Origin of the sequence: Variovorax atrisoli 110B, from assembly GCF_000382045.1 — a bacterium.
In the GTDB taxonomy this organism is placed as follows: Bacteria; Pseudomonadota; Gammaproteobacteria; order Burkholderiales; family Burkholderiaceae_C; genus Variovorax; species Variovorax atrisoli.
On sequence record NZ_KB907459.1, the window covers coordinates 198935 to 223517 of the forward strand.

A 24583-nucleotide genomic window follows, 5' to 3' on the forward strand; every position below is an offset into this window, starting at 1 on the left:
GCCGCCTCAGCGCAGCACGCGGATCAGCTCGTCGTACACCAGCCGCACGCGCGCCGGAACCGGTGCGCGCTGCGAGCGGTAGACATGGATCGGCCAGGGCTCCGGCGCCTCGGCCTCCAGCACCTCCACGAGCTCGCCCGACTGCAGCAGGGGCTCGGCCAGCGGGGCCACGAGCTGGCCGAAGCCCAGGCCCGCGCGCACTGCCGCGCATTCGGCATCGACGTCGTCGGTGACGAAGGCGGGCGCGGCGATCGGCACCTGCCGCCCCTTGCTGAAGAACCACGACCATGGGCGGCCCGAGCTGCGGTCCATCAGCGCAGTGAGCGGAAAGCCCGGCAGCGCATCGAGGCTCTCCGGAATGCCCGTGCGCTCGATCAGAGCGGGCGTCGCCACCACGTAGAGGCGCATCCTGCCGACCGTGCGGGCGACGAAGCGCGCATCTCGGATGGGGCCTGCGCGCACGCCGATGTCGATCTGCTCGTCGACCACGTCGGCATGGCTCTCCGACAGCCGCAGGTCCAGCACCAGGCCGGGGTGCCCGGCCAGCATGGGGGCAAGCGCCTGCGGGATCAGCCGGCGGCCGAACACGTTGGGTGCGGTCACGCGCACCGTGCCCGCATGCTGCGACAGCGCGCGCCGGTCGGTGCGGTGGAACAGTGCGTCGACGCCGCCCACCGCCGCACGCGCGCGCTGCGCGAGCTGCCGCCCGAAATCGGTGAGCTGCACGCCGCGCGTGCTGCGGTGGAAGAGCGGCTCGCCCAGTTCTTCCTCGAGCTCGCGCACCGCGCGCGTCACCACCTGCGGCGACACCGAAAGTCGCACGGCCGCCTCGCGGAAATTGGAGGCATCGGCGGCGGTGAAGAAGACGCGCAGCGCTTCGAGGCGGTTGGACATGGAGTGTTCCTCAATTGGGAATTCTGAAGTCGCCAGAGTTTCATTTACTGGAACGCGTGGATTTTCCACACTGCATGCACTTCTTCAACACACCGCGAAAGGAATCTCTCCATGACATCCGTTCAAGACAACATCAAGGGCAAGGTCGCCATCGTCACCGGCGCGAGTAGCGGGCTGGGCGAATCGACCGCGCGCCACCTGGCGGCGCGCGGCGCGAAGGTGGTGCTGGCGGCGCGCCGTACCGAGCGGCTCGACAAGCTCGTCGCCGAGATCCGCGAAGCCGGCGGCGAGGCCATCGCCGTGGCCACCGACGTGGCGAAGCGCGCCGACCTCGAGAAGCTCGCCCAGGCCACCGTCGAGGCCTTCGGCCGCATCGACGTGCTGGTCAACAACGCAGGCGTGATGCCGCTGTCGCCCATCCACAAGCTGAAGGTCGACGAATGGGACCGCACCATCGACGTCAACATCAAGGGCGTGCTCTACGGCATCGCCGCGGTGCTGCCGCGCATGCAGGCGCAGGGCAGCGGGCACATCGTCAACGTGGCGTCCATCGCGGGGCTGAAGGTGTTCACGCCGATCGGCACCGTCTACAGCGCGACCAAGTACGCGGTGCGCGCCATCTCCGAGGGCCTGCGCGTGGAGGTGGGCAACAGCGGCGTGCGCGTGACCATCGTTTCGCCCGGCGCGGTGGAGTCGGAGCTCAAGTTCGGCACCACCGATGCCGAGAGCGCGGCCGGCGTGAAGGCGTTCTACGAGTCCAACCAGATCCCTGCCGATTCGGTGGCGCGCGCCGTGGTCTACGCGGTGGAGCAGCCGGCCGACGTGGACATCAACGAGGTCGTGCTGCGGCCGGTGTCGCAGGAGTTCTGAGCCCCGGGGCCGTACGGCCCTGGGAGCGAGTGACAGTGAGTGATGCGGGACGGACCCGATTGCGGTCTGTCCCGCCTTCATTAACCTTCAATAACTGAAGGTTAATTTGCGGCCGGAAGTCCAAAGCCCTGCAAAATAGAACGACCGTTCGTTTTTGCATGGAAATTCCACGATGACCGCAACAGCCGTTCCCGCCAAGCCCGCGCGCGCCGCCCAGAAAGGGCAGCAGACCAAGGCCGTCATCGTCGATGCGGCGCTGGCACTGGCCGCGCAGATCGGCCTCGAAGGGCTGTCGATCGGTGCCGTGGCCGAGATCACCAAGATGAGCAAGTCGGGCGTCTTCGCCCACTTCGGATCGCGCGAAGAGCTCCAGATCTCGGTGGTGCGCGAATACCACGCGCGCTTCGAGCAGGAGGTGTTCTTCCCCGCACTTAAGGCGCCGCGCGGCCTGCCGCGCCTGCGCGCCATGTTCGCCAACTGGATGAAGCGCACCTCGACCGAGATCGACTCGGGCTGCATCTACATCAGCGGCGCTTCCGAATTCGACGACCGTCCGGGTCCGGTGCGCGACGCGCTGGTCGAGTCGGTCAGCATCTGGCAGGCGGCCGTGCTGCGCGCCATCGTGCAGTCGCAGAGCGAAGGCCACCTGCGCGCCGACGCCGACGAACGCCAGCTGGCGTTCGAGATCCACGGCCTGATCCTCGCGCTGCACTACGAAGCCCGCTTCCTGCAGGTGCCCGGCTCCATCGGCCGCGCCAACGTCGGCTTCGACAACATCCTCGCGCGCGCCGCCACGCCCGACGCGCCCAAGCCCGAAGCGGCCGCCGCACCCGCGGCACGCCGCCTCAAGACCGTGCGCTGACCGAAGCGCGCGGCCGGTTCCGTTTTCCTTTTTCTTTTTTTCTATCTAGCTTCGACCAGGAGAGTCCCGGATGCCTACCTACACCCCCCCCGTACGCGACATGCAGTTCGTGCTGCACGAAGTGCTCAACGTCGCCGAGGAGCTCAAGGCGCTTCCGGCCCATGCCGAGACCGACGCCGACACCATCAACGCGGTGATCGAGGAGGCGGGCAAGTTCGCCGCCGAGGTGACCTTCCCGCTGAACATCAGCGGCGACGAGGAAGGCTGCACGCTCGACAAGAACACGCATGAAGTGAAGACCCCCAAGGGCTTCAAGGACGCCTACGCCAAGTACGTCGAGGGCGGCTGGCCCGCGCTGTCGTGCGACCCGGCCTTCGGAGGCCAGGGCCTGCCCTTCGTGGTGAACCAGTGCCTGTTCGAGATGCTCAACAGCGCCAACCAGGCCTGGACCATGTACCCGGGCCTCTCGCACGGCGCTTACGAAGCGCTCGCCGCGCACGGCACCGACGAGCAGAAGAAGACCTACCTGCCCAAGCTCACCAGCGGCGAATGGACCGGCACCATGTGCCTGACCGAGCCGCACTGCGGCACCGACCTGGGCCTGCTGCGCACCAAGGCCGAGCCGCAGCCCGACGGCACCTACCGCATCACCGGCAACAAGATCTTCATCTCGGCCGGCGAGCACGACATGACCAGCAACATCATCCACCTGGTGCTGGCACGCCTTCCCGACGCGCCCAAGGGCAGCAAGGGCATCAGCCTGTTCGTGGTGCCGAAGTTCAAGGTCAAGGCCGACGGCTCGCTGGGCGAGCGCAACCCGATCTTCTGCGCCGGCCTGGAGCACAAGATGGGCATCCACGGCAACGCCACCGCGCAGATCGTGATCGAAGGCGCCACCGGCACCCTGGTGGGCGAGCCCAACAAGGGCCTGGCCGCGATGTTCGTGATGATGAACGCCGCCCGCCTGGGCGTGGGCAACCAGTCGCTGGGCCTCACGGAAGTGGCCTACCAGAACGCGCTGGCCTACGCCAAGGACCGCATCCAGATGCGCTCCCTCTCGGGCGTGAAGGCCAAGGACAAGGAAGCCGACCCCATCATCGTGCACCCCGACGTGCGCAAGATGCTGCTCACCGCCAAGGCGTACGCCGAAGGCGGCCGCGCGCTGCAGATCTTCTGCACGCTGCTGCTCGACAAGGAACACAACCACCCCGACGAGAAGGTGCGCAAGGACTCGGGCGAGCTGGTCGCGCTGCTGACCCCCATCGTCAAGGCCTTCATCACCGACAACGGCCACATCTCCACCAACGCCTGCATGCAGGTGTTCGGCGGCCACGGCTTCATCAAGGAATGGGGCATGGAGCAGTTCGTGCGCGACAACCGCATCAACATGATCTACGAAGGCACCAACACGATCCAGTCGCTGGACCTGCTGGGCCGCAAGGTGCTGGGCAACAACGGCGCCTCGCTCAAGAAGTTCGGCAAGCTCGTCGCGAAGCTGGTGGAAGAAGAGGGCGTGAACGAGAAGATGGCCGAGTTCATCAACCCGATCGCCGGCCTGGGCGACCAGCTCACCAAGTTCACGACCGAGATCGGATTCAAGGGCTTCCAGAACCCCGACGAAGTGGGCGCCGCCGCCGTCGACTACCTGCGCGTGGCCGGCCACTTCGTGTTCGGCTACCTGTTCGCCCGCATGGCGCAGGTCGCGCTGCGCGAGATCGCCGCCGGCAACACCGACCCGTTCTACGTCGGCAAGCTGCAGACCGCGCGCTTCTACTTCGCCAAGCTGTTCCCCGAGACCGCGACGCTGATGCGCACCGCGCGCGCCGGCAGCAAGGTGCTGATGGACACCGAAGCCGCCCTGGCGTAAGCCTGCAGCTCCTTCTTCGACGACCGACCCACACTCAACCGGAAGCCGCTCATGAAAGCAATGCTTGCAGCCGTCCTGTTCACCGTCACCGCCGCCTCCGCCATGGCGCAAGGCGCGGGCATCACGCCGGTGGGCCTGTGGCGCAACGTCGACGACAAGACCGGCGAGGTCAAGGCCGAGATCCGCATCGCCGAGACCAACGGCGCGCTCAGCGGCCGCATCGAGAAGTCGTTGAAGAAGGACACCAAGGCCGACGCGGTCTGCGAGGAATGCAGCGACGACCGCAAGGGCAAGCCCATCGCGGGCCTGGAGATCATCCGCGGCGGCAAGAAGGCCGAGGGCAAGGACGTCTGGGAAGGCGGAAAGATCCTCGACCCCGAGAACGGCAAGGAATACCGCGCGAGCTTCACACCCGTCGATGGCGGCAGGAAGCTCGAAGTGCGCGGCTACCTGGGCCCCTTCTGGCGCACCCAAACCTGGAACCGCGTTCCCTGACCCACCCCCGTTGCTTGCTCACTTCGTGTAGCCGCCTACCCCCTCAAGGGGGCAACACCAGCGGCCTGGCAAAGCCGGTTCCGCGGTGTTCCCCGAACTGATTCGAAACTTCAAAGCCCAGTTATGTCCCGATTTCAAGTGAAGAAGGTCGCCGTGCTCGGCGCCGGCGTGATGGGCGCGCAGATCGCGGCCCACCTCGTCAACGTGCGCGTGCCTGTCGTGCTGTTCGACCTGGCGGCCAAGGAAGGCCCCAAGAACGGCATCGTCACGCGCGCCATCGACAACCTCAAGAAGCTCAAGCCCGCGCCGCTGGGCGACGTGGCCGACGCCGTGCTGATCGAGCAGGCCAACTACGACGACAACCTCGACAAGCTCGGCGAGTGCGACCTTGTCATCGAGGCCATCGCCGAGCGCATGGACTGGAAGCTCGATCTCTACAAGAAGATCGCGCCGCACGTCGCCAAGCACGCGATCCTGGCCTCCAACACCTCGGGCCTGTCGATCACCAAGCTCAGCGAGGCGCTGCCCGAGGCGCTGAAGCCGCGCTTCTGCGGCATCCACTTCTTCAATCCGCCGCGCTACATGTTCCTGGTGGAGCTGATCAACACGCCCACCACGCAGCCGCAGGTGCTCGACGACCTCGAAGCCTTCGTCACCAGCACGCTGGGCAAGGGCGTGGTGCGCGCGCACGATACGCCCAACTTCATCGCCAACCGCGTCGGCATCGCCGGCATGCTGGCCACGCTGAAGGAAGTCGAGAAGTTCGGCCTCACGCCCGACGTGGTGGACGACCTCACCGGCAAGAAGCTGGGCCGCGCGAGCTCGGGCACCTTCCGCACCGCCGACGTGGTGGGCCTGGACACCATGGCCCACGTCGTGAAGACCCTGCAGGACAACCTCAACGCCGAGACCGACCCGTTCTACGCCAACTTCGCGACGCCTCCCGTGCTCGCCAGGCTGCTGGAGCTGGGCAACCTGGGCCAGAAGACCAAGGCCGGCTTCTTCAAGAAGGCCGGCCGCGACATCCTGCGCTTCGACCTGAAGAGCGGCGAGTACGTGCCCGCCGGCGCCAAGGCCGACGAGGTGTACGGCCGCATGCTCAAGAAGCCCGCGGGCGAACGCCTGAAGCTGCTGCGCGAGAGCGAAGGACCGCAGGGCCAGTTCCTCTGGGCCATCCTGCGCGACGGCTTCCACTACGCAGCCGTGCACCTGGGAGACATCGCCGAGAGCGCGCGCGACATCGACTTCGCCATGCGCTGGGGCTTCGGCATGAAGCAGGGCCCCTTCGAACTCTGGCAGGAAGCCGGCTGGGCGCAGGTCGCCAAGTGGGTGCAGGAAGACATCGACGCCGGCAAGGCGCTGAGCAGCGCGCCGCTGCCCAGGTGGGTGTTCGAAGGCCCGGTGGCCGAGGCCGGCGGCGTGCACACGCCCGAGGGCTCGTGGAGCGCCTCGCAGAACAGGTTCGTGCCGCAGCGCAGGCTGCCGGTGCATGAGCGCCAGCTGTTCCCCGAGAGCGTGCTCGGCGCCAACGCAGCCGACGCCAACACCGCCGGCACCACCATCAGCGACGAAGGCGACGTGCGCGTGTGGACGCTCGATGGCGAAGTGCTCATCGCCAGCATCCATTCGAAGATGCACGCCATCAGCCCCGACGTGGCCGAGGCGCTCGGCGCCGCGGTCGACCTGGCCGAGGCCGAATACAAGGGCCTGGTGATCTGGTCGCCCGACGAGGTGTTCTCCGTCGGCGCCGACCTGCAGGCCATGCTGCCGGCCTTCGTGGTCGCCGGCATCGGCGCGGTCGAGGGCGCGGAGGAAGAGCTGCAGAACGTGATGCTCAAGATCCGCTACGCCAACGTGCCGGTGATCTCCGCCGTGCGCGGCATGGCGCTGGGCGGCGGCTGCGAGCTGGCCATCCATTCGGCCAAGCGCGTTGCCGCGATGGAAAGCTACATCGGCCTGGTCGAAGTGGGCGTGGGCCTGATCCCCGGCGCGGGCGGCCTGACCTACATCGCCCGCCGCGCGGCCGAGAACGCATCGGCCTCGACGGGCACCGACCTGCTGCCCTTCCTCACCGAAGGCTTCACCGCCGCCGCGATGGCGAAGGTGGGCACCGGCGCGCTCGACTCGAAGAAGCTGGGCTACCTGCTCGAGGGCGACGTGATCGTGCCGAACAAGGACGAGCTGCTGTACGTGGCGCTGCAGCAGGCCAAGGCCATGGCCGACGCCGGCTACCGCCCCCCGCTGCGCCGCGCCTTCCGCGTCGCGGGCCGCAGCGGCGCCGCCACCATCAAGGGTCAGCTCGTGAACATGCGCGACGGCGGCTTCATCAGCGCCCACGACTTCCACATCGCCAGCCTGATCGCCAACGTGGTGACCGGCGGCGACGTGGACGCGGGCTCGCTCGTGACCGAGGAATACCTGATGACGCTGGAACGCAAGGCGTTCTGCTCGCTCATCGTGCACCCCAAGACGCAGGAGCGGATCATGGGGATGCTCAGCACGGGGAAGCCTGTGCGCAACTGATACGAGCGATGCCCGTCTTTCTCCTTCCCCCTTTGGGGGAAGGTCGGGATGGGGGCAAGCGGCCCATGCAAAACCAATCTACTCCCAACGCGCAACATAACGCCCGCACGCTGCGGCGCGGGATGACCGACTCCGAGCGCAAGCTCTGGAGCGGGCTGCGCGGCGAGCAACTGGGAGTGAAGTTCCGCAGGCAGCATCCGCTTGGCAACTACATCGCCGATTTCGCCTGCCTCGGTCCCAAGCTGATCGTCGAACTCGACGGATCGCAACATCAGGCGCAGGCGGGCTACGACGCCCGACGCGACGCTTTCCTGCGCGCGCACGGATTCGACGTACTGCGTTTCGGATCGAACGATCCGTTTGTCAACTTTGAAGGGGTGCTGCAGGCGATTGCCAATCGACTCGGCGAATTGACGGCCGTCTGCCCCCATCCCGACCTTCCCCCAGAGGGGGAAGGAGCCAAATCCAGGAGCCTTCCATGAAGCAAGTCCAAGACGCCTACATCGTCTCCGCCACCCGCACCCCCATCGGCAAGTCGCACCGGGGCTACTTCCGCAACTACCGGCCCGACGACCTGCTGGCCACCACGCTGCGCGCTGCGCTGGCCGCGGTGCCCAGCCTTGATCCGAAAGCCATCGAGGACATCATCTGCGGCTGCGCGATTCCCGAGTCGCAGCAGGGCCTGAACGTCGCGCGCATCGGCGCGGTGCTGGCCGGCCTGCCGACCAGCGTGGGCGGCATCACCGTCAACCGCTTCTGCGCATCGGGCCTGTCGGCCGTGCAGATGGCGGCCGACCGCATCCGCGTGGGCGAGGCCGACGTGATGATCGCGGCGGGTGTCGAGAGCATGAGCATGGTGCCGATGATGGGCAACTCGCCCTCGCTGTCGCCCTCGATCTTCGAGCGCGAGGGCGACGTGGGCATCGCCTACGGCATGGGCCTCACGGCGGAGAAGGTGGCGCAGCAGTGGAAGGTGAGCCGCCAGGCTCAGGACGAGTTCGCGCTCGCCTCGCACCAGAAGGCGCTGGCCGCGCAGCAGGCCGGCAAGTTCGAAGACGAGATCACGCCCATCGAGGTGACCGACCGCGCGCCGAACCTGGAGACGGGCGAATCCATCGCCAAGACCCGCACCGTCAACCTCGACGAGGGCGCGCGCCCCGACACCAGCCTCGAAGGCCTGGCCAAGCTGCGCACCGTGTTCGCCGCGCGCGGCACCGTGACGGCGGGCAACAGCTCGCAGACCTCGGACGGCGCCGGCGCGCTGATCCTGGCGAGCGAGAAGGCGGTCAAGCAGTTCGGCCTCACGCCGCTCGCGCGCTTCGTGAGCTTCGCCAGCAAGGGCGTGCCGCCGCACATCATGGGCATCGGCCCGATCGAGGCCATTCCCGCAGCGCTGCGCTATGCCGGCCTGAAGCAGGAAGACATCGACTGGTACGAGCTCAACGAAGCCTTCGCGGCGCAGTCGCTGGCCGTCATCAACACGCTGGGCCTCGACGCGTCGAAGGTCAACCCGATGGGCGGCGCGATCGCGCTGGGCCATCCGCTGGGCGCCACCGGTGCCATCCGCTCGGCCACCGTGGTGCACGCGCTGCGCCGCGAGAACCTGAAGTACGGCATGGTCACGATGTGCGTGGGCATGGGCCAGGGCGCAGCCGGCATCTTCGAGCGGGTCTGACCCGTAGCGCCAAGGCACCGACACGAGTGCCGGTTCAACGAAGGAGACAGCTTCATGCAGACGCAGCAGCTTCCGGTCGACGGCGGCGCCCAGCAACTGGCGGTGCGCCGCTACGAAACCGCCGGCACGTCGCGCGCGAGCGTGGTGATCGGCGGCGCGATGGGCGTGCGCCAGTCCTTCTACGCGCCCTTCGCGCAATGGCTCTCGCAGCAGGGCCTGTGCGTCTGGACCTTCGACTACCGGGGCTCGGGCGACTCGCGCGGCGACGTGCCGCTGCGCGAGGTCGATGCCGACCTGTTCGACTGGGCACGCGACTATGAGGCGGTCATCGATGCCGCCAAGGCCGCAGCGCCCGATGCGCCGCTCTACCTGCTGGGCCACAGCCTCGGCGCGCAGCTGCCGGGCTTCCTGCAGCGGCCCGAGCAGGTCGACGGGCTCGTGAGCATCGCGGCCGGCAGCGGCTACTGGCGCGAGAACGCGCCGAGGCTCAAGCGCTCCATCCTCTACTTCTGGTTCGTGCTGGTGCCGCTGGTCACGCGGCTGTTCGGCTACTTTCCGGGCCGCAAGCTCAGGAAGGTGGGCGACCTGCCGCGCGGCGTGATCCTGCAGTGGCGGCGCTGGTGCCTCAACCCGCGCTACAGCGTCGGCGCCGAGGGCGAGCTCGCCGCGCGCAGCTACAGCCGCGTGCGTTTCCCGGTGCTCGCGCTGTCGATGACCGACGACGAGCTCATGACGCTCGCAGGCACGAACAGCCTGGTGAGCTTCTATACCGGCGCGCCGAGCGCCATCGAACGCATCGCGCCGGCCGACGTGCAGGCGCGCCGCATCGGCCACTTCGGCTTCTTCCGCGAGCAGTTCAGCCAGAGCCTCTGGCCGAGCACGGTGGACAAGCTGAACAGGCTCGCATCGCTTACTGCGGTGCAGCACGACAACGTCCCGCACACGACTGCGTGACGCGGGCCACCGCAGGCACACTGCCGCCATGACGACGAGCACGCACCCCTTCGACAAGGCCCTGAAGATCCACCACAGCGACATCCGCGTGGGGCACTTCACCGGCATGACCAGCCCCGACTACTGGAACATGGTCGGGCCCTTCGGCGGCACCACCGCGGCGCTCGCGCTGCAGTCGGTGATGCAGCACCCCGACGTGCTGGGCACGCCGATCGCGATCACGGTCAACTACGCGGCGGCGCTCGAAGCCGGCGCGTTCGACATCCAGGCCACGGCCGTGCGCACCAACCGTTCCACGCAGCACTGGACCGTGCAGATCACGCAGGCCGGCGCCAGCGGCGCGCCCAACATGACGACCACCGCCACGGTGGTGACCGCCGCGCGCCGCGAGACCTGGGGCGAGAGCGACATGCCCATGCCCGAGTCGCCCAGGCCCGAGACGGTCGAGCGCATGAGCATCGGCCCCTCGGGCGTGGCGTGGGTCAAGCAGTACGAGATGCGCCCCTTCAGCGGCGGCATTCCCGCCAGGTGGGACGAGAGCCTTAGCCACAGCGAAACCCGCATCTGGCTGCGCGACGCCGAGCCCAGGCCGCTGGACTTCGCATCGCTGGCCGCGATGAGCGACATGTTCTATCCGCGCGTGTGGCTGCGCCGCGCGAAGCACGTGCCGGCGGGCACGGTGTCGATCACCACCTACTTCCACGCCGGGCCGCAGCAGCTCGCCGAGGTCGGCACCGGCTACCTGCTGGGCCGCGCCGCGGGCCAGCAGTTCTTCAACGGTTTCTTTGACCAGACCGCGCATCTGTGGAGCGAGAAGGGCGTGCTGCTCGCCACCTCCAACCAGATCGTCTACTACAAGGAATAGCGACATGGCCACTCCGCAGAAAGCCGTTCTCGTCGTCGGCGCCGGCGACGCCACCGGCGGCGCCATCGCCCGCCGCTTCGCGCGCGAAGGCTATGTCGCCTGCGTCACGCGGCGCAGCCTCGACAAGCTGCAGCCGCTGGTCGCGCAGATCGAGGCCGACGGCGGCCGCGCCCATGCCTTCGCATGCGATGCACGCAAGGAAGAGGAGGTGGTCGCGCTCGTCGAGCAGATCGAATCGACCATCGGGCCCATCGAGGTGATGGTGTTCAACATCGGCGCCAACGTGCCCGAGAGCATCCTCACCGAGACCGCGCGCAAGTACTTCAAGGTGTGGGAGATGGCCTGCTTCTCGGGCTTTCTCAACGGCCGCGAGGTGGCGAAGCGCATGGTGGCGCGCGAGCTTCCGAAAGGTGGCCATCGCGGCACGATCATCTTCACCGGCGCCACCGCCTCGCTGCGCGGCGGCGCGAACTTCGGCGCCTTCTCGGGCGCGAAGATGGCGCTGCGCGCGCTGGCCCAGTCCATGGCGCGCGAGCTTGGGCCGCAGGGCATCCACGTGGCGCACGTGGTGGTCGACGGTGCCATCGACACCGAGTTCATCCGAAGCAACTTCCCCGAGCGCTATGCGCTGAAGGAAAGCGACGGCATCCTGAACCCCGACCACATCGCCGACACCTACTGGATGCTGCACGCGCAGCCGCGCGACGCCTGGACGCACGAGATCGACCTGCGGCCCTGGTCCGAGAAGTTCTGATCACGGGCGCAAGGGACGCAGAGGACGCGAAGGTTTCGCGAAGGACGCGAGAAATGCATTCGAAGATGTGTCCTGGACCTCTTGCGCTCTTTGCGAAACGTTCGCGTCCCTTGCGTTCGGAAGTCCGATCCCGACCCTCGCAGCATTGAATGGAGACACCCATGACTCGATCCGTCGACTTCTATTTCGACTTCGGCAGCCCCGCCGCCTACCTGGCCGCGACGCAGCTGCCGCACGTGTGTGCCGACACCGGCGCGCAGCTGGTATGGAAGCCCATGCTCCTCGGCGGCGTGTTCCAGGCCACCGGCAACCACTCGCCGGCCGAGATCAAGCCCAAGGGCCCGTACATGACGACCGACCTCCAGCGCTTCGCGAAGCGCTACGGCGTGCCCTTCGCGCACAACCCGCACTTTCCCATCAACACGCTGCTGCTGATGCGCGGCGCCACCGGCGTCCAGATGAAGGAGCCCGACCGCTTCGGCGCGTATGTCGACGCGGTCTTCCACGCGATGTGGGTGGAACCGAAGAACCTGAACGACCCGGCGACCGTCGGCGCAGTCCTGCAGAATGCCGGCTTCGATGCAGGCGCGCTGCTCGCGCTGGCCGGCGCGCAGGAAACCAAGGACCGGCTCAAGGCCGTCACCCAGGAAGCCGTGGAGCGCGGCGTGTTCGGCGCGCCCACCATGTTCGTCGGCGACGAAATGTTCTGGGGCCAGGACCGGCTCGATTTCGTACGCGAAGCACTCGACGCCGCCTGAGGGCGGCACCACACGTTTCATTCAAGGATCTTTCTATGAGCGACATCCTCGTCCACACCGAAGCCGGTGTGATGACCATCACCTTCAACCGCGTCGACAAGAAGAACTCGATCACCAGCGGCATGTACGCCGAGCTGGCCGACGCCCTGGCCAATGCGGAGACCGACGCGGCCGTGCGCTGCGTGCTGATCCAGGGCGACCCGACGATCTTCAGCGCTGGCAACGACATCGGCGACTTCCTCAACGCGCCGCCCGCCACCCAGGAATCGCCGGTGTTCCGCTTCCTGCGCGGCATCGCCACTTTTCCCAAGCCGCTCGTCGCTTCGGTGTGCGGCCCGGCCGTGGGCATCGGCACCACGATGCTGTTCCACTGCGACCTGGTCTATGCCGGCGACAACGCGGCCTTCTCGATGCCCTTCGTGAACCTGGGCCTGTGCCCCGAGGCGGCTTCGAGCCTGCTGGTGCCGCAGATGCTGGGCTACCACCGCGCCGCCGAGGCGCTGCTGCTGGGCGAACCCTTCATGGCCGAGGCCGCGCTCGAAGTGGGCCTGGTCAACCGCGTGGTGCCGCCGACCGAGGCGAACGCCATCGCGCAGACCCAGGCCCGCAAGCTGGCGGCCAAGCCGCTGAGCGCGCTGGTGGAAACCAAGCGCCTGCTGAAGAAGGGCCAGATGCCCGCCGTGCTGGAGCGCATGGGCGAGGAGGGCGCGAGCTTCGGGCGCATGCTGCGCGAACCGGCTGCGCGGGAGGCGTTCAGCGCTTTTATGGAAAAGCGCAAGCCGGATTTCAGCAAGTGCTGAAATCCGACGCCTCGCCAGAGGCGTAGCCACGCAAGTGGCGTGAGCAAGCTTTCGTCAAAAGCGCAAGCCGGATTTCAGCAAGTGCTGAAATCCGACGCCTCGCCAGAGGCGTAGCCACGCAAGTGGCGCGGGCAAGCTTTCGTCAAAAACGCAAGCCGGATTTCTCCAAGGTCTGATGAGGGTCGGAAGCGCCTTCCGGGTCCTGCACGCTTACACTGTCCTGCGTGCAAGCCTCGGAGAGAAGAACGCTCACGGCGCCCGTCCACCGGGTGAATGATGCTACTGAAAAAGTAGCATCCGGCATTTCGCGCAGGCGTACTTTAGGTTTGCTGGCAGCCGGCGCCCTCGCGGCGCCTTCGCTGGCCCTGGCGCGCATCAGGCCGCTGCGCATCGGCGTCATCGGTTCTTGGTCCGGCCCCTATGCGGGCGGCGGCCGGCAGTTCGATGCCGGCATGTCCGTGTGGCTGGCGGCGCACAACCAGCACATCGCCGGAAGGCCCGTCGAACTGCTGCGGCGCGACGTGCCGGGCAGCGCCCCCGACCAGGCCCGCCGCCAGGCGCTCGACCTGGTGGAAAGCGAGCGCGTCGAGCTGCTCGCGGGCCTGGACTTCAGCTCCAATGCCTATGCCGTGGGCAACGTCGCCACGCAGGCCAGGCTGCCGCTGATCGTGATGAACGCGGCGTCCTCGGGCATCACGGCGCGCTGCCCGTATGCGGTGCGCGTGTCCTTCACCATCGGACAGGTCACGATGCCATTGGCCCGATGGGCGCTGCAGCAGGGGCTGCGCGACGTCTGCACGGTGGTGGCCGACTACGCTTCGGGCGTCGATGCCGAAAGCGCCTTCGTCTCGGGCTTCACCGCGGGCGGCGGCCGCATCGGCGCGATGCTGCGGGTGCCGCTGGCCACGCTGGACTACTCGGCCTACATGCTGCGGCTGCGCGAACTGAAGCCGCAGGCGGTGTTCTTCTTCCTGCCCTCGGGGCAGATGCCGGCGACTTTCCTCAAGTTCTGGCGCGACCGGGGCATGGCCGACACCGGCATCCGCCTGCTGGCCACCGGCGACGCCACCGACGACCACTACCTGGAAGGCATCGGCGAACTGGCCGACGGCCTCGTCACCAGCCACCACTATTCCTTCGTGCACGACTCGCCGGCCAACCGGCGCTTCACCGGCGTCTTCGAGACCGAATACGGCAGCCATCTGCGGCCCGGCTACTTCGCGGTCGCGGCGCATGATGCGCTGGAGGCCATCGACGCCGCGATGAGCTCGCCCGCCGTACGCGGCAACGCGAGCGGAGAGCGGCTGGTGGATGCGTTCCGCGGGCTGAAGCTCGACAGCCCGCGCGGGCCGATCGAGATCGACGCCCACACCCGCGACATCGTGCAGACGGTGTACATCCGCCGCGTGGAGCGGCGTGACGGGCGGTGGGTCAACCGCGAGTTCGAACGCTTCGAGCGGGTGCGCGACCCGGGCGTCTGAGAGGGTGCCGCCTTAGCCAGGAACACCGCGGAACCGGCCTTGCCGGGCCGCAGGCGTCGCCCCCGGCAAGGGGGAAGGCGTACGCGACGCGAAGTGCGCGAAGCCTGGGGGGATTACTTTTCAATCGGCCGCGGACGGCCGTTGTCGTCGATGGCCACGTAGGTGAAGGTGGCCTGCGTCACCTTGATGTACTCGCCCTGTGCGCGGAAGCGTTCGGCGAAGACTTCGACCGTGACCGTGACCGAGGTGCGCCCGATGCGCACCAGCTTGGAGTAGAACGACAGGATGTCGCCCAGGCGCACCGGCTGCTTGAAGATGAACTCGTTGACCGCCACCGTGGCCTGCCGTCCCTTGGCGTAGCGCGCGGGGATGACGGAGCCGGCCAGGTCGCACTGGGCCATGACCCAGCCGCCGAAGATGTCGCCGTTGGCGTTGCAGTCCGCCGGCATCGGGATGACCTTGAGCACCAGCTCCATGTCGGTGGGCAGGCTCTTGAGGGTGGCAGCGGCCGTGGAGGCGGCACTGGAAGTATCTGACATGGGCACAATCTGGAACAAACAAGCAACCACGATTGTCCTCCATGCGCCGCAGCGGCGAAGCCCTTCCTTCCTCCCACGCAGCCGCCGGCCAGGCGCCGGCACCCGCAGGCGAACGCTCCGACTGGGCGACCCTGCGCCGGCTTTTCCCCTATCTCTGGCAGTACAAGTGGCGCGTGCTCGCCGCGCTGGCCTTCATGGTCGGCGCCAAGGTGGCCAACGTCGGCGTGCCGGTGCTGCTGAAGAACCTGGTCGACACCATGACGCCCAAGCCCGACATGGCCCAGGCGCTGCTCATCGTGCCCATCGGGCTGCTGCTGGCCTACGGGCTGCTGCGCTTCTCGACCTCGCTCTTCAGCGAGCTGCGCGAGCTGATCTTCGCCAAGGCCACCGAGGGCACGGCCCGGCAGATCGCGCTGGAGGTGTTCCGCCACCTGCATTCGCTGAGCCTGCGCTTCCACCTGGAGCGCCAGACCGGCGGCATGACGCGCGACATCGAGCGCGGTACGCGCGGCGTGCATTCGCTGATCTCGATGTCGCTCTACAGCATCGTGCCGACCATCATCGAGCTGGTGCTGGTGCTCACCATCCTGGGCGTGAAGTTCGACGCCTTCTTCGTGTGGATCACGGTGGCGGCGCTGGTGCTGTACATCGTCTTCACCGTCACCGTGACCGAGTGGCGCACGCAGTTCCGCAAGACCATGAACGAGCTCGACTCGGTGGCGCAGAGCCGCGCGGTCGATTCGCTCCTGAACTACGAGACCGTCAAGTACTTCAACAACGAGGACTTCGAGGCCGGCCGCTACGACGCCAGCCTCGACCGCTACCGCAAGGCCGCCATCAAGAGCCAGCGCACGCTGAGCATGCTCAACACCGGCCAGCAGGCGCTGATCGCCATCAGCCTGGTGCTGATGCTGTGGCGCGCCACCTCGGGCGTGGTCGACGGGCGCATGACGCTGGGCGACCTTGTGATGGTCAACGCCTTCATGATCCAGCTGTACATCCCGCTCAACTTCCTGGGCGTGATCTACCGCGAGATCAAGCAGAGCCTGACCGACCTCGACAAGATGTTCGTGCTGCTCGAGAAGGAGCGCGAGGTGCGCGACGCGCCCGGCGCACAGCCGCTGGCCGGTGCCGACGCCACCGTGCGCTTCGAGGACGTGAGCTTCGCCTACGAGTCCGCCCGGCCCATCCTGAAGCATGTGAGCTTCGAGATCCCGGCGGGCAAGACGGTGGCCGTGGTCGGCCCCTCGGGCTCGGGCAAGTCGACGCTGGCGCGGCTGCTGTACCGCTTCTACGACGTGCAGCAGGGGCGCATCACCATCGGCGGGCAGGACATCCGCGAAGTGACGCAGTCGAGCGTGCGCCACGCCATCGGCATCGTTCCGCAGGACACGGTGCTCTTCAACGACACGGTCGAATACAACATCGCCTACGGCCGCCCCGGCGCCACGCGCGAAGAGGTGGAAGCCGCCGCGCGCGCCGCGCGCATCCACGACTTCATCGCCGCGACGCCCAAGGGCTACGAAACCACCGTGGGCGAGCGCGGCCTGAAGCTCTCGGGCGGCGAGAAGCAGCGCGTGGCCATCGCGCGCACGCTGCTGAAGAACCCGCCGATCGTGATCTTCGACGAGGCCACCTCGGCGCTCGACTCGGCCAACGAGCGTGCCATCCAGTCGGAGCTCAAGAGCGCCGCGCAGGACAAGACCACGCTGGTCATCGCGCACCGGCTGTCGACGGTGGTCGATGCGCACGAGATCCTGGTGCTCGAAAGCGGGGTGATCGTCGAGCGCGGCACGCATGCGCAGCTGCTCGCCAAGCAGGGCCGCTACGCGCAGATGTGGGCTCTGCAGAAGAGCGAAGCGGTGCCGCTGCTCTAGGTTCGCCCCCCGGGGGCTTCGCGCACGTCGTGTCGCTTCTCCCACCGCGGGCCGGGGGCAACACCGACGGTCCGGCAAAGCCGGTTGCGTGGTGTTCCACTCAGGGATTCACGCGATTTTTTGACATCGAATAGGAGTTCAGACGTGTCGAACAAGATCCCCCTGCTGGTGCTCAACAGCCTCTCGAGCGCCCACCAGGCCCAGATCGCCGAGGTCTACGACGTGACCTACGCCTTCGGCCCCGAGCAGCGCGCGGCCGCCATCGCCGAGCACGGCAAGAAGTTCCGCGCGGTGCTGACCATCGGCGTGATCGGCATCACGCCCGAGGAGATCGACGCGATGCCCGCGCTGGAGCTGATCTGCTGCCTGGGTGCGGGCTACGAAGGCGTGCCGCTCGAGGTGACGCGCGCACGCGGCATCGCCACCGCCAACGGCGCCGGCACCAATGACGATTGCGTGGCCGACCACGCCTTCGGCCTCCTGATCGGCATCGTGCGCGAGTTCCGCAAGCTCGACCGGCTGTGCCGCGAAGGTGTGTGGCGCGAGGCCATTCCGCAGCCGCCGAACGTGTCGGGCAAGAAGCTGGGCATCCTGGGGATGGGCACCATCGGCCAGAAGATCGCGAAGCGCGCGGCCGCCTTCGACATGGAAGTGGGCTATCACAACCGCAAGCCGAAGGAGGGCGCCGCGCAGCGCTACTTCGACGATCTGAAGTCGCTGGCCGCGTGGGCCGACTTCCTCGTGCTGGCGGCTCCGGGCGGACCGGCGACGAAGCACCTGGTCAATGCCGAAGTGCTCGATGCACTGGGGCCGCAGGGCTACCTGGTGAGCATCGGCCGCGGCAGCGTGGTCGACACCGAGGCGCTGGCCGCGGCGCTGCGCGAGAACCGCATCGCCGGCGCAGGCCTCGACGTGTACGAGAGCGAGCCGAAGCGGCCCGAGCAACTGATCGGCCTTGACAACGTGCTGCTCACGCCACACATGGCGGGCTGGTCGCCCGAGGCGACGCAGAAGTCGGTGGACCACTTCCTTGCGAATGCCGAAGGGCACTTCGCGGGGCGCGGCGTCGTCACGCCGATCTGATGTTCCTGCTCCTTCCCCCGCTGGGGGAAGGTCGGGATGGGGCAGGCAGGGCGCCCGCAATGAGCGCCGCTTGCCCCCGTCCCAGCCCTCCCCCAGAGGGGGAGGGAGAAAAGATATCGAACCGGATGCGTTTCTCCTTCCCCGTTGGGGGAAGGTTGGATGGGGGCAGGCAGAGCGTCCGCTGGATGTGCAGCTTTCCTTCACCCCCGCCCTCCTTCAGCGGCGGAGGTAGTCAGGCCAATACCGGCGGGCGGCGCGCCGCCCAGCCGCATGCCTGGTCGTACGCATGTCCCAGCCGCAGCACGTCGAGATCCGAGTGGATCGGCCCCGCCAGTTGCAGCCCCATCGGCAGCCCGCCTTCGCCGAAGCCTGCGCGCACGTTCAGGGTCGGCAGGCCCGCCAGCGTGAAGGGCGTGACGATCTCCATCCAGCGGTGGTAGGTGTCGCTCTTCACATCGCCCACCCCGGCAGGCCAGTGCAGCTCGGCGTCGAAGGGAAAGACCTGTGCCGTCGGCGCCAGCACGAAGTCGAAGCGCTCGAAGAGCTTGAGGAAGGCGCGGTACACGTTCGATCGATAGACGGAGGCCTGGTAGAGCGAGGCCGCGTCGAGATGGCGGCTCTGCTCGATCTCCCATTGCGCCTCGGGCTTGAGCTGCGCGAACAGCTTCGGGTCGCTCAGGTAGGCGCCCAGCTTGCCGCCCACCAGCAGCTGCCGCAGGCGCAGCCAGGCGCTCCAGTTGTGCTCGCGCGGCACGTCGAGGGTGCAGGGCTCGACCTCGCAGCCGATGTCGCGGAAGGTTCCGAGCGCCTTCTCGCCCAGCTCGCGGATGCCGGGCTCCAGCGGCAGGTCGGGCCAGATGCTGCCGAGCCAGCCGATGCGCAGGCCCTTGCCGTCGCCCTCCAGCCGAAGTTCGTCGGGCGAGGGCAGGGCGTGCGGCGACGACAGCGGCACGCGTGCGTCGAAGCCCGCCTGCACGGCCAGTAGCCGCGCCGCGTCTTCCACCGTGCGCGCCATCGGGCCTTCGCAGCCCAGTTGCTGGAAGAACAGTTCCTCGTCGGGGTTGCCCGGCACGCGTCCGCGCGAGGGCCGCATGCCGATCACGTTGTTGAAGGCCGCCGGGTTGCGCAGCGATCCCATCATGTCGCTGCCGTCCGCGACCGGCAGCATGCCCAGGGCCAGCGCCACCGCCGCGCCGCCGCTGCTGCCGCCCGCGCTGCGGTCGGGCGCGTAGGCGTTGCGGGTGATGCCGAACACGGTGTTGTAGGTGTGGGAGCCGAGGCCGAATTCGGGCGTGTTGGTCTTGCCGATGACGACGGCGCCCGACGCCCTGGCGCGCGCCACGTGCAGGCTGTCGCTGCGGGCCGGCGAGCGCGGCGACAGCGGCGAACCCATGGAAGTCGGCAGGCCGGCGGCATGGCTCAGGTCCTTCACTGCCAGCGGAAAGCCATGCATCCAGCCGCGCCGTTCGCCACGGGCCAGCTCGGCGTCGCGCTCGTCGGCCTCTGCCAGCGACTGCGCCGGATCGCGCAGCGACACGACGGCGTTGAAGCGCGGGTTCAGCGCCTCGATGCGGGCCAGCGACGCCTGCATCAGCTCCCGGCAGGACAGCTCGCGCGCGGCGATGCGGCGGGAGAGTTCGGTGGCGCTGAGGTCGAGCAGGTCGGTCGAGGACATGGCTGATGAGGGAAAAGGAGGGGGCGCCCAGTATGGCGCGGCGCTCGCATAATCGCCGCGTATGGAAACAAAGTGGCTCGAAGACTTCATCAGCCTTGCGGAAACGCGCAGCTTCAGCCGCTCGGCCCAGTTGAGGCACGTGACGCAGCCGGCGTTCTCCCGCCGCATCCAGGCGCTCGAAGGCTGGGCCGGCACCGACCTGGTGGACCGCAGCTCGTACCCGACCCGGCTCACGCCCGCGGGCCAGACGCTCTACAGCCAGGCCATCGAGATGCTGCAGTCGCTGCAGAGCACCCGCGCCATGCTGCGCGGCCACTCGGCCGCGGGGCAGGACGTGATCGAGATCGCGGTGCCGCACACGCTGGCCTTCACCTTCTTTCCCTCGTGGGTGACCAGCCTCAGGGAGCACTTCGGGCCCATCAAGAGCCGCCTGATCGCGCTCAACGTGCATGACGCCGTGCTGCGGCTCGTCGAAGGCAGCTGCGACCTGCTGATCGCCTACCACCACCCCTCGCAGCCGCTGCAGCTCGACGCCAACAAGTACGAGATGGTCAGCCTCGGCCAGGAAACCGTCGCCCCCTGGGTCAAGGCCGACTCCGAGGGCGCGCCCCGCTACCGCCTGCCGGGCCGGCCCGGCCAGCCGCTGCCCTACCTGGGCTATGCACCGGGCGCCTACCTGGGCCGTGTGGTCGACCAGCTGCTGAAGGAATCGGGCACCGCCATCCATCTCGACCGCGTGTACGAGACCGACATGGCCGAGGGCCTGAAGGTCATGGCGCTCGAAGGGCACGGCATCGCCTTCCTGCCGCAGAGTGCGGTGCGCAAGGAGATCAAGGCCCGCAAGCTCGTGAGCGCGCTGCCGCCCGAGATCGACAGCCTCGAGGCGACCATGGAGATCCGCGCGTACCGCGAGCGCCCGGGCACGCCGGCCCCGGTCAAGGCCGGCGCCGGCCGGGCGGCGCTGAAGGCGGCCGACACCCTTCAGCCCAAGCGCACCGCCGATGCGCTCTGGTCGTACCTCGTCGGCACCCAGCCGCAGCGCTGACGGCATGGCGGCTCGATCGGAATTTGTGCATCGCACAATCTATAAATGCCGCGCATAGGCCCTCCCGCAAAAGGCATTGGCGCACCGAATCCGGCGCCACTACAGTCGCGGCTGCTTTTCGCTGTCACGATCCCAACCCACGGCACGCGCCCTACGCGTGCTTTTTTTTAAGCCGAGGAACCGCAGATGAGCTCCAACTTCAGGACGGAACACGACTTCCTCGGCGAGAAGCAGATCCCCGCCATCGCCTACTGGGGCGTGCACACGGCGCGCGCGGTCGAGAACTTCCCCATCTCCGGCACCCGCATCTCGGCCATGCCCGACCTGGTGCGCGCGCTGGCCTACGTGAAGAAGGCCGCCACCCGCGCCAACGCCGACCTCGGCGCCATCGACCGCGACCGCGCCGCGGCCATCATCCTGGCCTGCGACGACATCGTCGAGGGCAAGCTGCTCGACGAGTTCGTGGTCGACGTGATCCAGGGCGGCGCCGGCACCTCGACCAACATGAACGCCAACGAGGTCATCTGCAACCTCGCGCTGGAAAAGCTGGGCCACGAGAAGGCGCGCTACGACGTGCTCCATCCCAATGACCACGTCAACGCCTCGCAGAGCACCAACGACGTGTACCCCACTGCGGTGCGCCTGGCACTGTGGTTCGCCATCGGCCGGCTGCTCGAATCGATGGCTTCGCTGCGCCGCGCGTTCGAGGCCAAGGCGCTGGAGTTCAAGGACATCCTCAAGATCGGCCGCACCCAGTTGCAGGACGCGGTGCCCATGACGCTGGGCCAGGAGTTCCTGACCTACGCGATCATGATCGAGGAGGACGAGGCCCGCCTGCGCGAGGCCCGCGCGCTCATCGAGGAAATCAACCTCGGCGCCACCGCCATCGGCACCGGCATCAACGCGCCGCACGGCTATGCCAACCTGGCGTGCCAATACCTGGCCGAACAGACCGGCGTGCCGCTGAAGCAGGCCGCCAACCTGGTCGAGGCCACGCAGGACACGGGCGCCTTCGTACAGCTGTCGGGCGTGCTCAAGCGCGTGGCGACCAAGCTCAGCAAGACCTGCAACGACCTGCGCCTGCTGTCCAGCGGCCCGCAGGCCGGCTTCGGCGAGATCCGGCTGCCGGCGCGGCAGGCGGGCTCGTCGATCATGCCGGGCAAGGTCAACCCGGTGATCCCGGAAGTCATGAACCAGGTGGCCTTCGAGGTCATCGGCAACGACATCACCGTGACCCTGGCCTCCGAAGCGGGCCAGCTGCAGCTCAACGCCTTCGAGCCGATCATGGGCTGGAGCCTGTTCAAGAGCATCCAGCACCTCAGCCGCGCCTGCACCACGCTGCAGCACAACTGCGTCGAGGGCATCGAGGCGAACCGCGAATTCCTGGCGAAGCGGGTGCGCGAGTCGGTTACGCTGGTCACGGCGCTGAATCCGCTCATCGGCTACGAGAAGGCCGCGCTCATCGCCAAGACCGCGCTCGCCACCGGCGGGCCGATCGACCTCGTGGCCGAATCGCTGGGCATCATGACGCGCGCCGAGATGGATGCGCTGCTGGTGCCGGAGAACCTGACACAGCCTGTAAGATTGGCCGCACCCGTTTCCCCCGCGGCCGTGCCGACAGGCACGGAGGCTGCTAATCCTCCTCCATCGGCGTCATGACGGGACCCATGCACCAGACGAGCGCCCACCCCTGCACGGAACTGCACAGTTCAGTATGCCGTGCACCGGGGTGGTTACCAATGCGCACAACAACAGTGTGTGTCTAGAATTTCGCTGTGTTTCTTTCTGTCTAATTCCCAAGGAGTCTTCTGATGAAAAAGCAATTGCTCGCGCTGGCAGTGACGGCGTTCGTGGCAACCGGCGCGTTCGCGCAGGCCACCGATACCCTCGCCAAGATCAAGGAGCGCGGCGCAGTCAACCTGGGCGTGCGTGACTCTTCTGGCTTGGCCTACACCCTGGGCGGCGGCAAATACGTCGGCTTCCACACCGAAATGGCCGAGAACATCATCAAGGACCTGAGCAAGGACCTCGGCAAGCCCCTGACCATCAACTACCAGGTGATCACCTCGCAGAACCGCGTGCCGCTGGTCCAGAACGGCACCATCGACTTCGAGTGCGGCTCCACCACCAACAATACGGCCCGCCAGAAGGACGTCGACTTCGCCTACACCACCTACGTGGAAGAAGTGCGCATCCTCACCAAGGCCAATTCGGGCATCAACGGCATCGCCGATCTGAAGGGCAAGGTCGTGGCCACCACCACCGGCACCACCTCGGTCCAGACGCTGCGCAAGAACAAGCGCGCCGAAGGCGTCGAGTTCAAGGAAGTCATGGGCAAGGACCACGCCGACAGCTTCCTGCTGCTCGAGTCGGGCCGCGCCGATGCCTTCGTGATGGACGGTTCCATCCTGGCCGCCAACGCCGCCAAGTCGAAGAACCCCAAGGACTTCAAGATCGTCGGCGAAGTGCTGTCGGTCGAGCCCATCGCCTGCATGCTGCCCAAGGGCGACGCCAAGCTGAAGAAGGCCGTCGACGACAGCATCGTGCGCCAGATCAAGGACGGCTCGCTGGCCAAGCTGTACGACAAGTGGTTCACCCAGCCGATCCCGCCGAACAACGTCAACCTGAACATGCCTGTGTCGGAAGGTACCAAGGCCGCCTGGGCCAACCCGAACGACAAGCCCATGGAAGCCTACGCCCCCAAGTAAAGCGGCGTCAGACCTGAAAAGCCAAGCCCGCGCGGCACCCTGCCGACGCGGGCTTTTCGATGCAATGGGCGCGGGCCCTTACCCGCGAAGGAGGATGGATGCTGAACCTGGACATGTCGGTCTTTTGCCAGGACACGCTCACCAATGAAGTGGTCGCAAGCTGCTTCGCGCGCGGATCGGATCAGACCTATCTGCAATGGATGTTGACTGCTTGGGGCTGGACCGTGAGCGTGGCGCTGACGGCCCTGTTCCTGGCGCTGGTCGTGGGCTCGATCATCGGCACGTTGCGCACGCTGCCCGACAGCCCCTGGCTTGTCCGGCTCGGCAACGCGTGGGTGGAACTCTTCCGCAACGTCCCCTTGTTGGTCCAGGTGTTCATCTGGTACTTCGTGCTGCCCAAGATGATCCCGCCGATGCGCGATCTGCCGCCTTTCGTGCTGGTGGTCTGCGCGCTGGGCTTCTTCACGTCGGCACGTATCGCCGAGCAATTGCGCTCGGGCATTCAGGCTCTGCCGCGCGGCCAGCGCTACGCAGGCATGGCCGTGGGCTTCACGACGCCGCAGTACTACCGCTTCGTGCTGCTGCCCATGGCGTATCGGATCATCATGCCGCCGCTGACCAGCGAGTCGATGAACATCTTCAAGAACTCGTCGGTGGCCTTCGCGGTGTCGATTCCCGAACTCACTCAGTTCTACCTGCAGGCCGGTGAAGAAACCTCGGCCCAGATCCCGATCTACATCGGCGTGATCGCTCTCTACGTCATCAGCGCCATGCTGATCAACCGCATCATGACTTTCATCGAGCGCAAGGTGCGCGTGCCGGGCTTCGTTGCTGCCGGTGGCACGGGAGGCCACTGAC

22 protein-coding genes are annotated in these 24583 nt (G+C 67.5%); 19 read left to right on the forward strand and 3 right to left on the reverse strand.

Annotation, left to right across the window (positions count from 1 at the left end):
• Positions 1 to 6: 6 nt before the first annotated feature.
• A complete protein-coding gene (locus tag G369_RS0125515) occupies positions 7 to 894 on the reverse strand; it encodes a LysR family transcriptional regulator (RefSeq protein ID WP_019656888.1) in 888 nt (295 codons plus the stop codon).
• Positions 895 to 1005: 111 nt separating this feature from the next.
• Here G369_RS0125515 and G369_RS0125520 point away from each other — a divergent pair, with 111 nt between their 5' ends.
• From G369_RS0125520 to G369_RS0125580, 13 genes are all read left to right on the forward strand, one after another.
• Complete coding sequence (locus tag G369_RS0125520; protein ID WP_019656889.1) at positions 1006 to 1764, forward strand: SDR family oxidoreductase; 759 nt, start codon at positions 1006 to 1008, stop codon at positions 1762 to 1764.
• Positions 1765 to 1936: 172 nt separating this feature from the next.
• Positions 1937 to 2626: a TetR/AcrR family transcriptional regulator gene (locus tag G369_RS0125525; protein ID WP_019656890.1), complete on the forward strand. Its 690-nt coding sequence runs from the start codon at positions 1937 to 1939 to the stop codon at positions 2624 to 2626.
• A 70-nt stretch (positions 2627 to 2696) separates the two neighbouring features.
• The gene (locus tag G369_RS0125530) at positions 2697 to 4493 is read left to right on the forward strand and encodes an acyl-CoA dehydrogenase C-terminal domain-containing protein (protein ID WP_019656891.1); all 1797 of its coding nucleotides are present in this window, start codon (positions 2697 to 2699) and stop codon (positions 4491 to 4493) included.
• A 51-nt stretch (positions 4494 to 4544) separates the two neighbouring features.
• A complete protein-coding gene (locus G369_RS0125535) occupies positions 4545 to 4988 on the forward strand; it encodes a DUF2147 domain-containing protein (RefSeq protein ID WP_019656892.1) in 444 nt (147 codons plus the stop codon).
• Positions 4989 to 5111: 123 nt separating this feature from the next.
• Positions 5112 to 7511 carry a 3-hydroxyacyl-CoA dehydrogenase/enoyl-CoA hydratase family protein gene (locus tag G369_RS0125540; protein ID WP_019656893.1) on the forward strand — a complete coding sequence of 800 codons (2400 nt, stop codon included), beginning with the start codon at positions 5112 to 5114 and terminating at the stop codon, positions 7509 to 7511.
• 65 nt (positions 7512 to 7576) lie between these two features.
• The gene (locus G369_RS36305; RefSeq protein ID WP_038115792.1) at positions 7577 to 7993 is read left to right on the forward strand and encodes an endonuclease domain-containing protein; all 417 of its coding nucleotides are present in this window, start codon (positions 7577 to 7579) and stop codon (positions 7991 to 7993) included.
• Positions 7990 to 9186 carry an acetyl-CoA C-acyltransferase gene (locus G369_RS0125550; protein ID WP_019656894.1) on the forward strand — a complete coding sequence of 399 codons (1197 nt, stop codon included), beginning with the start codon at positions 7990 to 7992 and terminating at the stop codon, positions 9184 to 9186. The genes G369_RS36305 and G369_RS0125550 overlap by 4 nt, the downstream gene beginning before the upstream one ends.
• A gap of 54 nt (positions 9187 to 9240) precedes the next feature.
• Complete coding sequence (locus G369_RS0125555; protein ID WP_019656895.1) at positions 9241 to 10140, forward strand: alpha/beta hydrolase family protein; 900 nt, start codon at positions 9241 to 9243, stop codon at positions 10138 to 10140.
• A gap of 28 nt (positions 10141 to 10168) precedes the next feature.
• Positions 10169 to 11005, forward strand: a complete 837-nt coding sequence (locus tag G369_RS0125560; protein WP_019656896.1) for an acyl-CoA thioesterase — start codon at positions 10169 to 10171, stop codon at positions 11003 to 11005.
• Between the two features lie 4 nt (positions 11006 to 11009).
• Positions 11010 to 11759, forward strand: coding sequence for an SDR family oxidoreductase (locus tag G369_RS0125565; RefSeq protein WP_019656897.1), 750 nt, complete (start codon positions 11010 to 11012; stop codon positions 11757 to 11759).
• 161 nt (positions 11760 to 11920) lie between these two features.
• On the forward strand, positions 11921 to 12517 hold the full coding sequence (locus G369_RS0125570) for a 2-hydroxychromene-2-carboxylate isomerase (protein WP_019656898.1): 597 nt from the start codon (positions 11921 to 11923) through the stop codon (positions 12515 to 12517).
• 35 nt (positions 12518 to 12552) lie between these two features.
• Positions 12553 to 13317: an enoyl-CoA hydratase gene (locus G369_RS0125575; protein ID WP_019656899.1), complete on the forward strand. Its 765-nt coding sequence runs from the start codon at positions 12553 to 12555 to the stop codon at positions 13315 to 13317.
• Positions 13318 to 13691: 374 nt separating this feature from the next.
• A complete protein-coding gene (locus G369_RS0125580) occupies positions 13692 to 14798 on the forward strand; it encodes an ABC transporter substrate-binding protein (protein WP_026346620.1) in 1107 nt (368 codons plus the stop codon).
• Positions 14799 to 14911: 113 nt separating this feature from the next.
• Here G369_RS0125580 and G369_RS0125585 read toward each other — a convergent pair whose 3' ends face one another.
• Positions 14912 to 15337, reverse strand: coding sequence for an acyl-CoA thioesterase (locus G369_RS0125585; protein WP_019656901.1), 426 nt, complete (start codon positions 15335 to 15337; stop codon positions 14912 to 14914).
• A 41-nt stretch (positions 15338 to 15378) separates the two neighbouring features.
• On the opposite strand from G369_RS0125585, the gene G369_RS0125590 reads away from it, so the two are divergent.
• Entirely contained in the window at positions 15379 to 17214 is a 1836-nt protein-coding gene (locus G369_RS0125590) for an ABCB family ABC transporter ATP-binding protein/permease (RefSeq protein WP_019656902.1), read from the forward strand.
• Positions 17215 to 17358: 144 nt separating this feature from the next.
• On the forward strand, positions 17359 to 18297 hold the full coding sequence (locus G369_RS0125595) for a 2-hydroxyacid dehydrogenase (protein WP_019656903.1): 939 nt from the start codon (positions 17359 to 17361) through the stop codon (positions 18295 to 18297).
• 232 nt (positions 18298 to 18529) lie between these two features.
• Here G369_RS0125595 and G369_RS0125600 read toward each other — a convergent pair whose 3' ends face one another.
• Entirely contained in the window at positions 18530 to 19972 is a 1443-nt protein-coding gene (locus G369_RS0125600) for an amidase (RefSeq protein ID WP_019656904.1), read from the reverse strand.
• A 61-nt stretch (positions 19973 to 20033) separates the two neighbouring features.
• Between G369_RS0125600 and G369_RS0125605 the strand changes: the two genes are divergently transcribed.
• The 4 genes from G369_RS0125605 (at position 20034) to G369_RS0125620 (ending at position 24582) form a co-directional block, all read left to right on the forward strand.
• Positions 20034 to 21017 carry a LysR substrate-binding domain-containing protein gene (locus G369_RS0125605; RefSeq protein ID WP_019656905.1) on the forward strand — a complete coding sequence of 328 codons (984 nt, stop codon included), beginning with the start codon at positions 20034 to 20036 and terminating at the stop codon, positions 21015 to 21017.
• Positions 21018 to 21203: 186 nt separating this feature from the next.
• The gene (locus tag G369_RS0125610; protein WP_019656906.1) at positions 21204 to 22676 is read left to right on the forward strand and encodes an aspartate ammonia-lyase; all 1473 of its coding nucleotides are present in this window, start codon (positions 21204 to 21206) and stop codon (positions 22674 to 22676) included.
• A 152-nt stretch (positions 22677 to 22828) separates the two neighbouring features.
• Positions 22829 to 23725, forward strand: a complete 897-nt coding sequence (locus tag G369_RS0125615; RefSeq protein WP_020723262.1) for a transporter substrate-binding domain-containing protein — start codon at positions 22829 to 22831, stop codon at positions 23723 to 23725.
• 98 nt (positions 23726 to 23823) lie between these two features.
• Positions 23824 to 24582, forward strand: coding sequence for an amino acid ABC transporter permease (locus G369_RS0125620; protein WP_019656908.1), 759 nt, complete (start codon positions 23824 to 23826; stop codon positions 24580 to 24582).
• Position 24583 lies beyond the last annotated feature (1 nt).

What these genes read in the sequence shown, in the direction of transcription:
- G369_RS0125555 (WP_019656895.1), top strand. Translation starts at nt 9,241, where the DNA reads ATGCAGACGCAGCAGCTTCCGGTCGACGGCGGCGCCCAGCAACTGGCG.
- G369_RS0125560 (WP_019656896.1), top strand. Translation starts at nt 10,169, where the DNA reads ATGACGACGAGCACGCACCCCTTCGACAAGGCCCTGAAGATCCACCAC.
- G369_RS0125605 (WP_019656905.1), top strand. Translation starts at nt 20,034, where the DNA reads ATGGAAACAAAGTGGCTCGAAGACTTCATCAGCCTTGCGGAAACGCGC.
- G369_RS0125530 (WP_019656891.1), top strand. Translation starts at nt 2,697, where the DNA reads ATGCCTACCTACACCCCCCCCGTACGCGACATGCAGTTCGTGCTGCAC.
- G369_RS0125570 (WP_019656898.1), top strand. Translation starts at nt 11,921, where the DNA reads ATGACTCGATCCGTCGACTTCTATTTCGACTTCGGCAGCCCCGCCGCC.
- G369_RS0125590 (WP_019656902.1), top strand. Translation starts at nt 15,379, where the DNA reads ATGCGCCGCAGCGGCGAAGCCCTTCCTTCCTCCCACGCAGCCGCCGGC.
- G369_RS0125550 (WP_019656894.1), top strand. Translation starts at nt 7,990, where the DNA reads ATGAAGCAAGTCCAAGACGCCTACATCGTCTCCGCCACCCGCACCCCC.
- G369_RS0125585 (WP_019656901.1), bottom strand. Translation starts at nt 15,337, where the DNA reads ATGTCAGATACTTCCAGTGCCGCCTCCACGGCCGCTGCCACCCTCAAG.
- G369_RS0125615 (WP_020723262.1), top strand. Translation starts at nt 22,829, where the DNA reads ATGAAAAAGCAATTGCTCGCGCTGGCAGTGACGGCGTTCGTGGCAACC.
- G369_RS0125540 (WP_019656893.1), top strand. Translation starts at nt 5,112, where the DNA reads ATGTCCCGATTTCAAGTGAAGAAGGTCGCCGTGCTCGGCGCCGGCGTG.
- G369_RS0125565 (WP_019656897.1), top strand. Translation starts at nt 11,010, where the DNA reads ATGGCCACTCCGCAGAAAGCCGTTCTCGTCGTCGGCGCCGGCGACGCC.
- G369_RS0125575 (WP_019656899.1), top strand. Translation starts at nt 12,553, where the DNA reads ATGAGCGACATCCTCGTCCACACCGAAGCCGGTGTGATGACCATCACC.
- G369_RS0125520 (WP_019656889.1), top strand. Translation starts at nt 1,006, where the DNA reads ATGACATCCGTTCAAGACAACATCAAGGGCAAGGTCGCCATCGTCACC.
- G369_RS0125525 (WP_019656890.1), top strand. Translation starts at nt 1,937, where the DNA reads ATGACCGCAACAGCCGTTCCCGCCAAGCCCGCGCGCGCCGCCCAGAAA.
- G369_RS0125535 (WP_019656892.1), top strand. Translation starts at nt 4,545, where the DNA reads ATGAAAGCAATGCTTGCAGCCGTCCTGTTCACCGTCACCGCCGCCTCC.
- G369_RS0125515 (WP_019656888.1), bottom strand. Translation starts at nt 894, where the DNA reads ATGTCCAACCGCCTCGAAGCGCTGCGCGTCTTCTTCACCGCCGCCGAT.
- G369_RS0125610 (WP_019656906.1), top strand. Translation starts at nt 21,204, where the DNA reads ATGAGCTCCAACTTCAGGACGGAACACGACTTCCTCGGCGAGAAGCAG.
- G369_RS0125600 (WP_019656904.1), bottom strand. Translation starts at nt 19,972, where the DNA reads ATGTCCTCGACCGACCTGCTCGACCTCAGCGCCACCGAACTCTCCCGC.
- G369_RS0125620 (WP_019656908.1), top strand. Translation starts at nt 23,824, where the DNA reads ATGCTGAACCTGGACATGTCGGTCTTTTGCCAGGACACGCTCACCAAT.
- G369_RS36305 (WP_038115792.1), top strand. Translation starts at nt 7,577, where the DNA reads ATGCAAAACCAATCTACTCCCAACGCGCAACATAACGCCCGCACGCTG.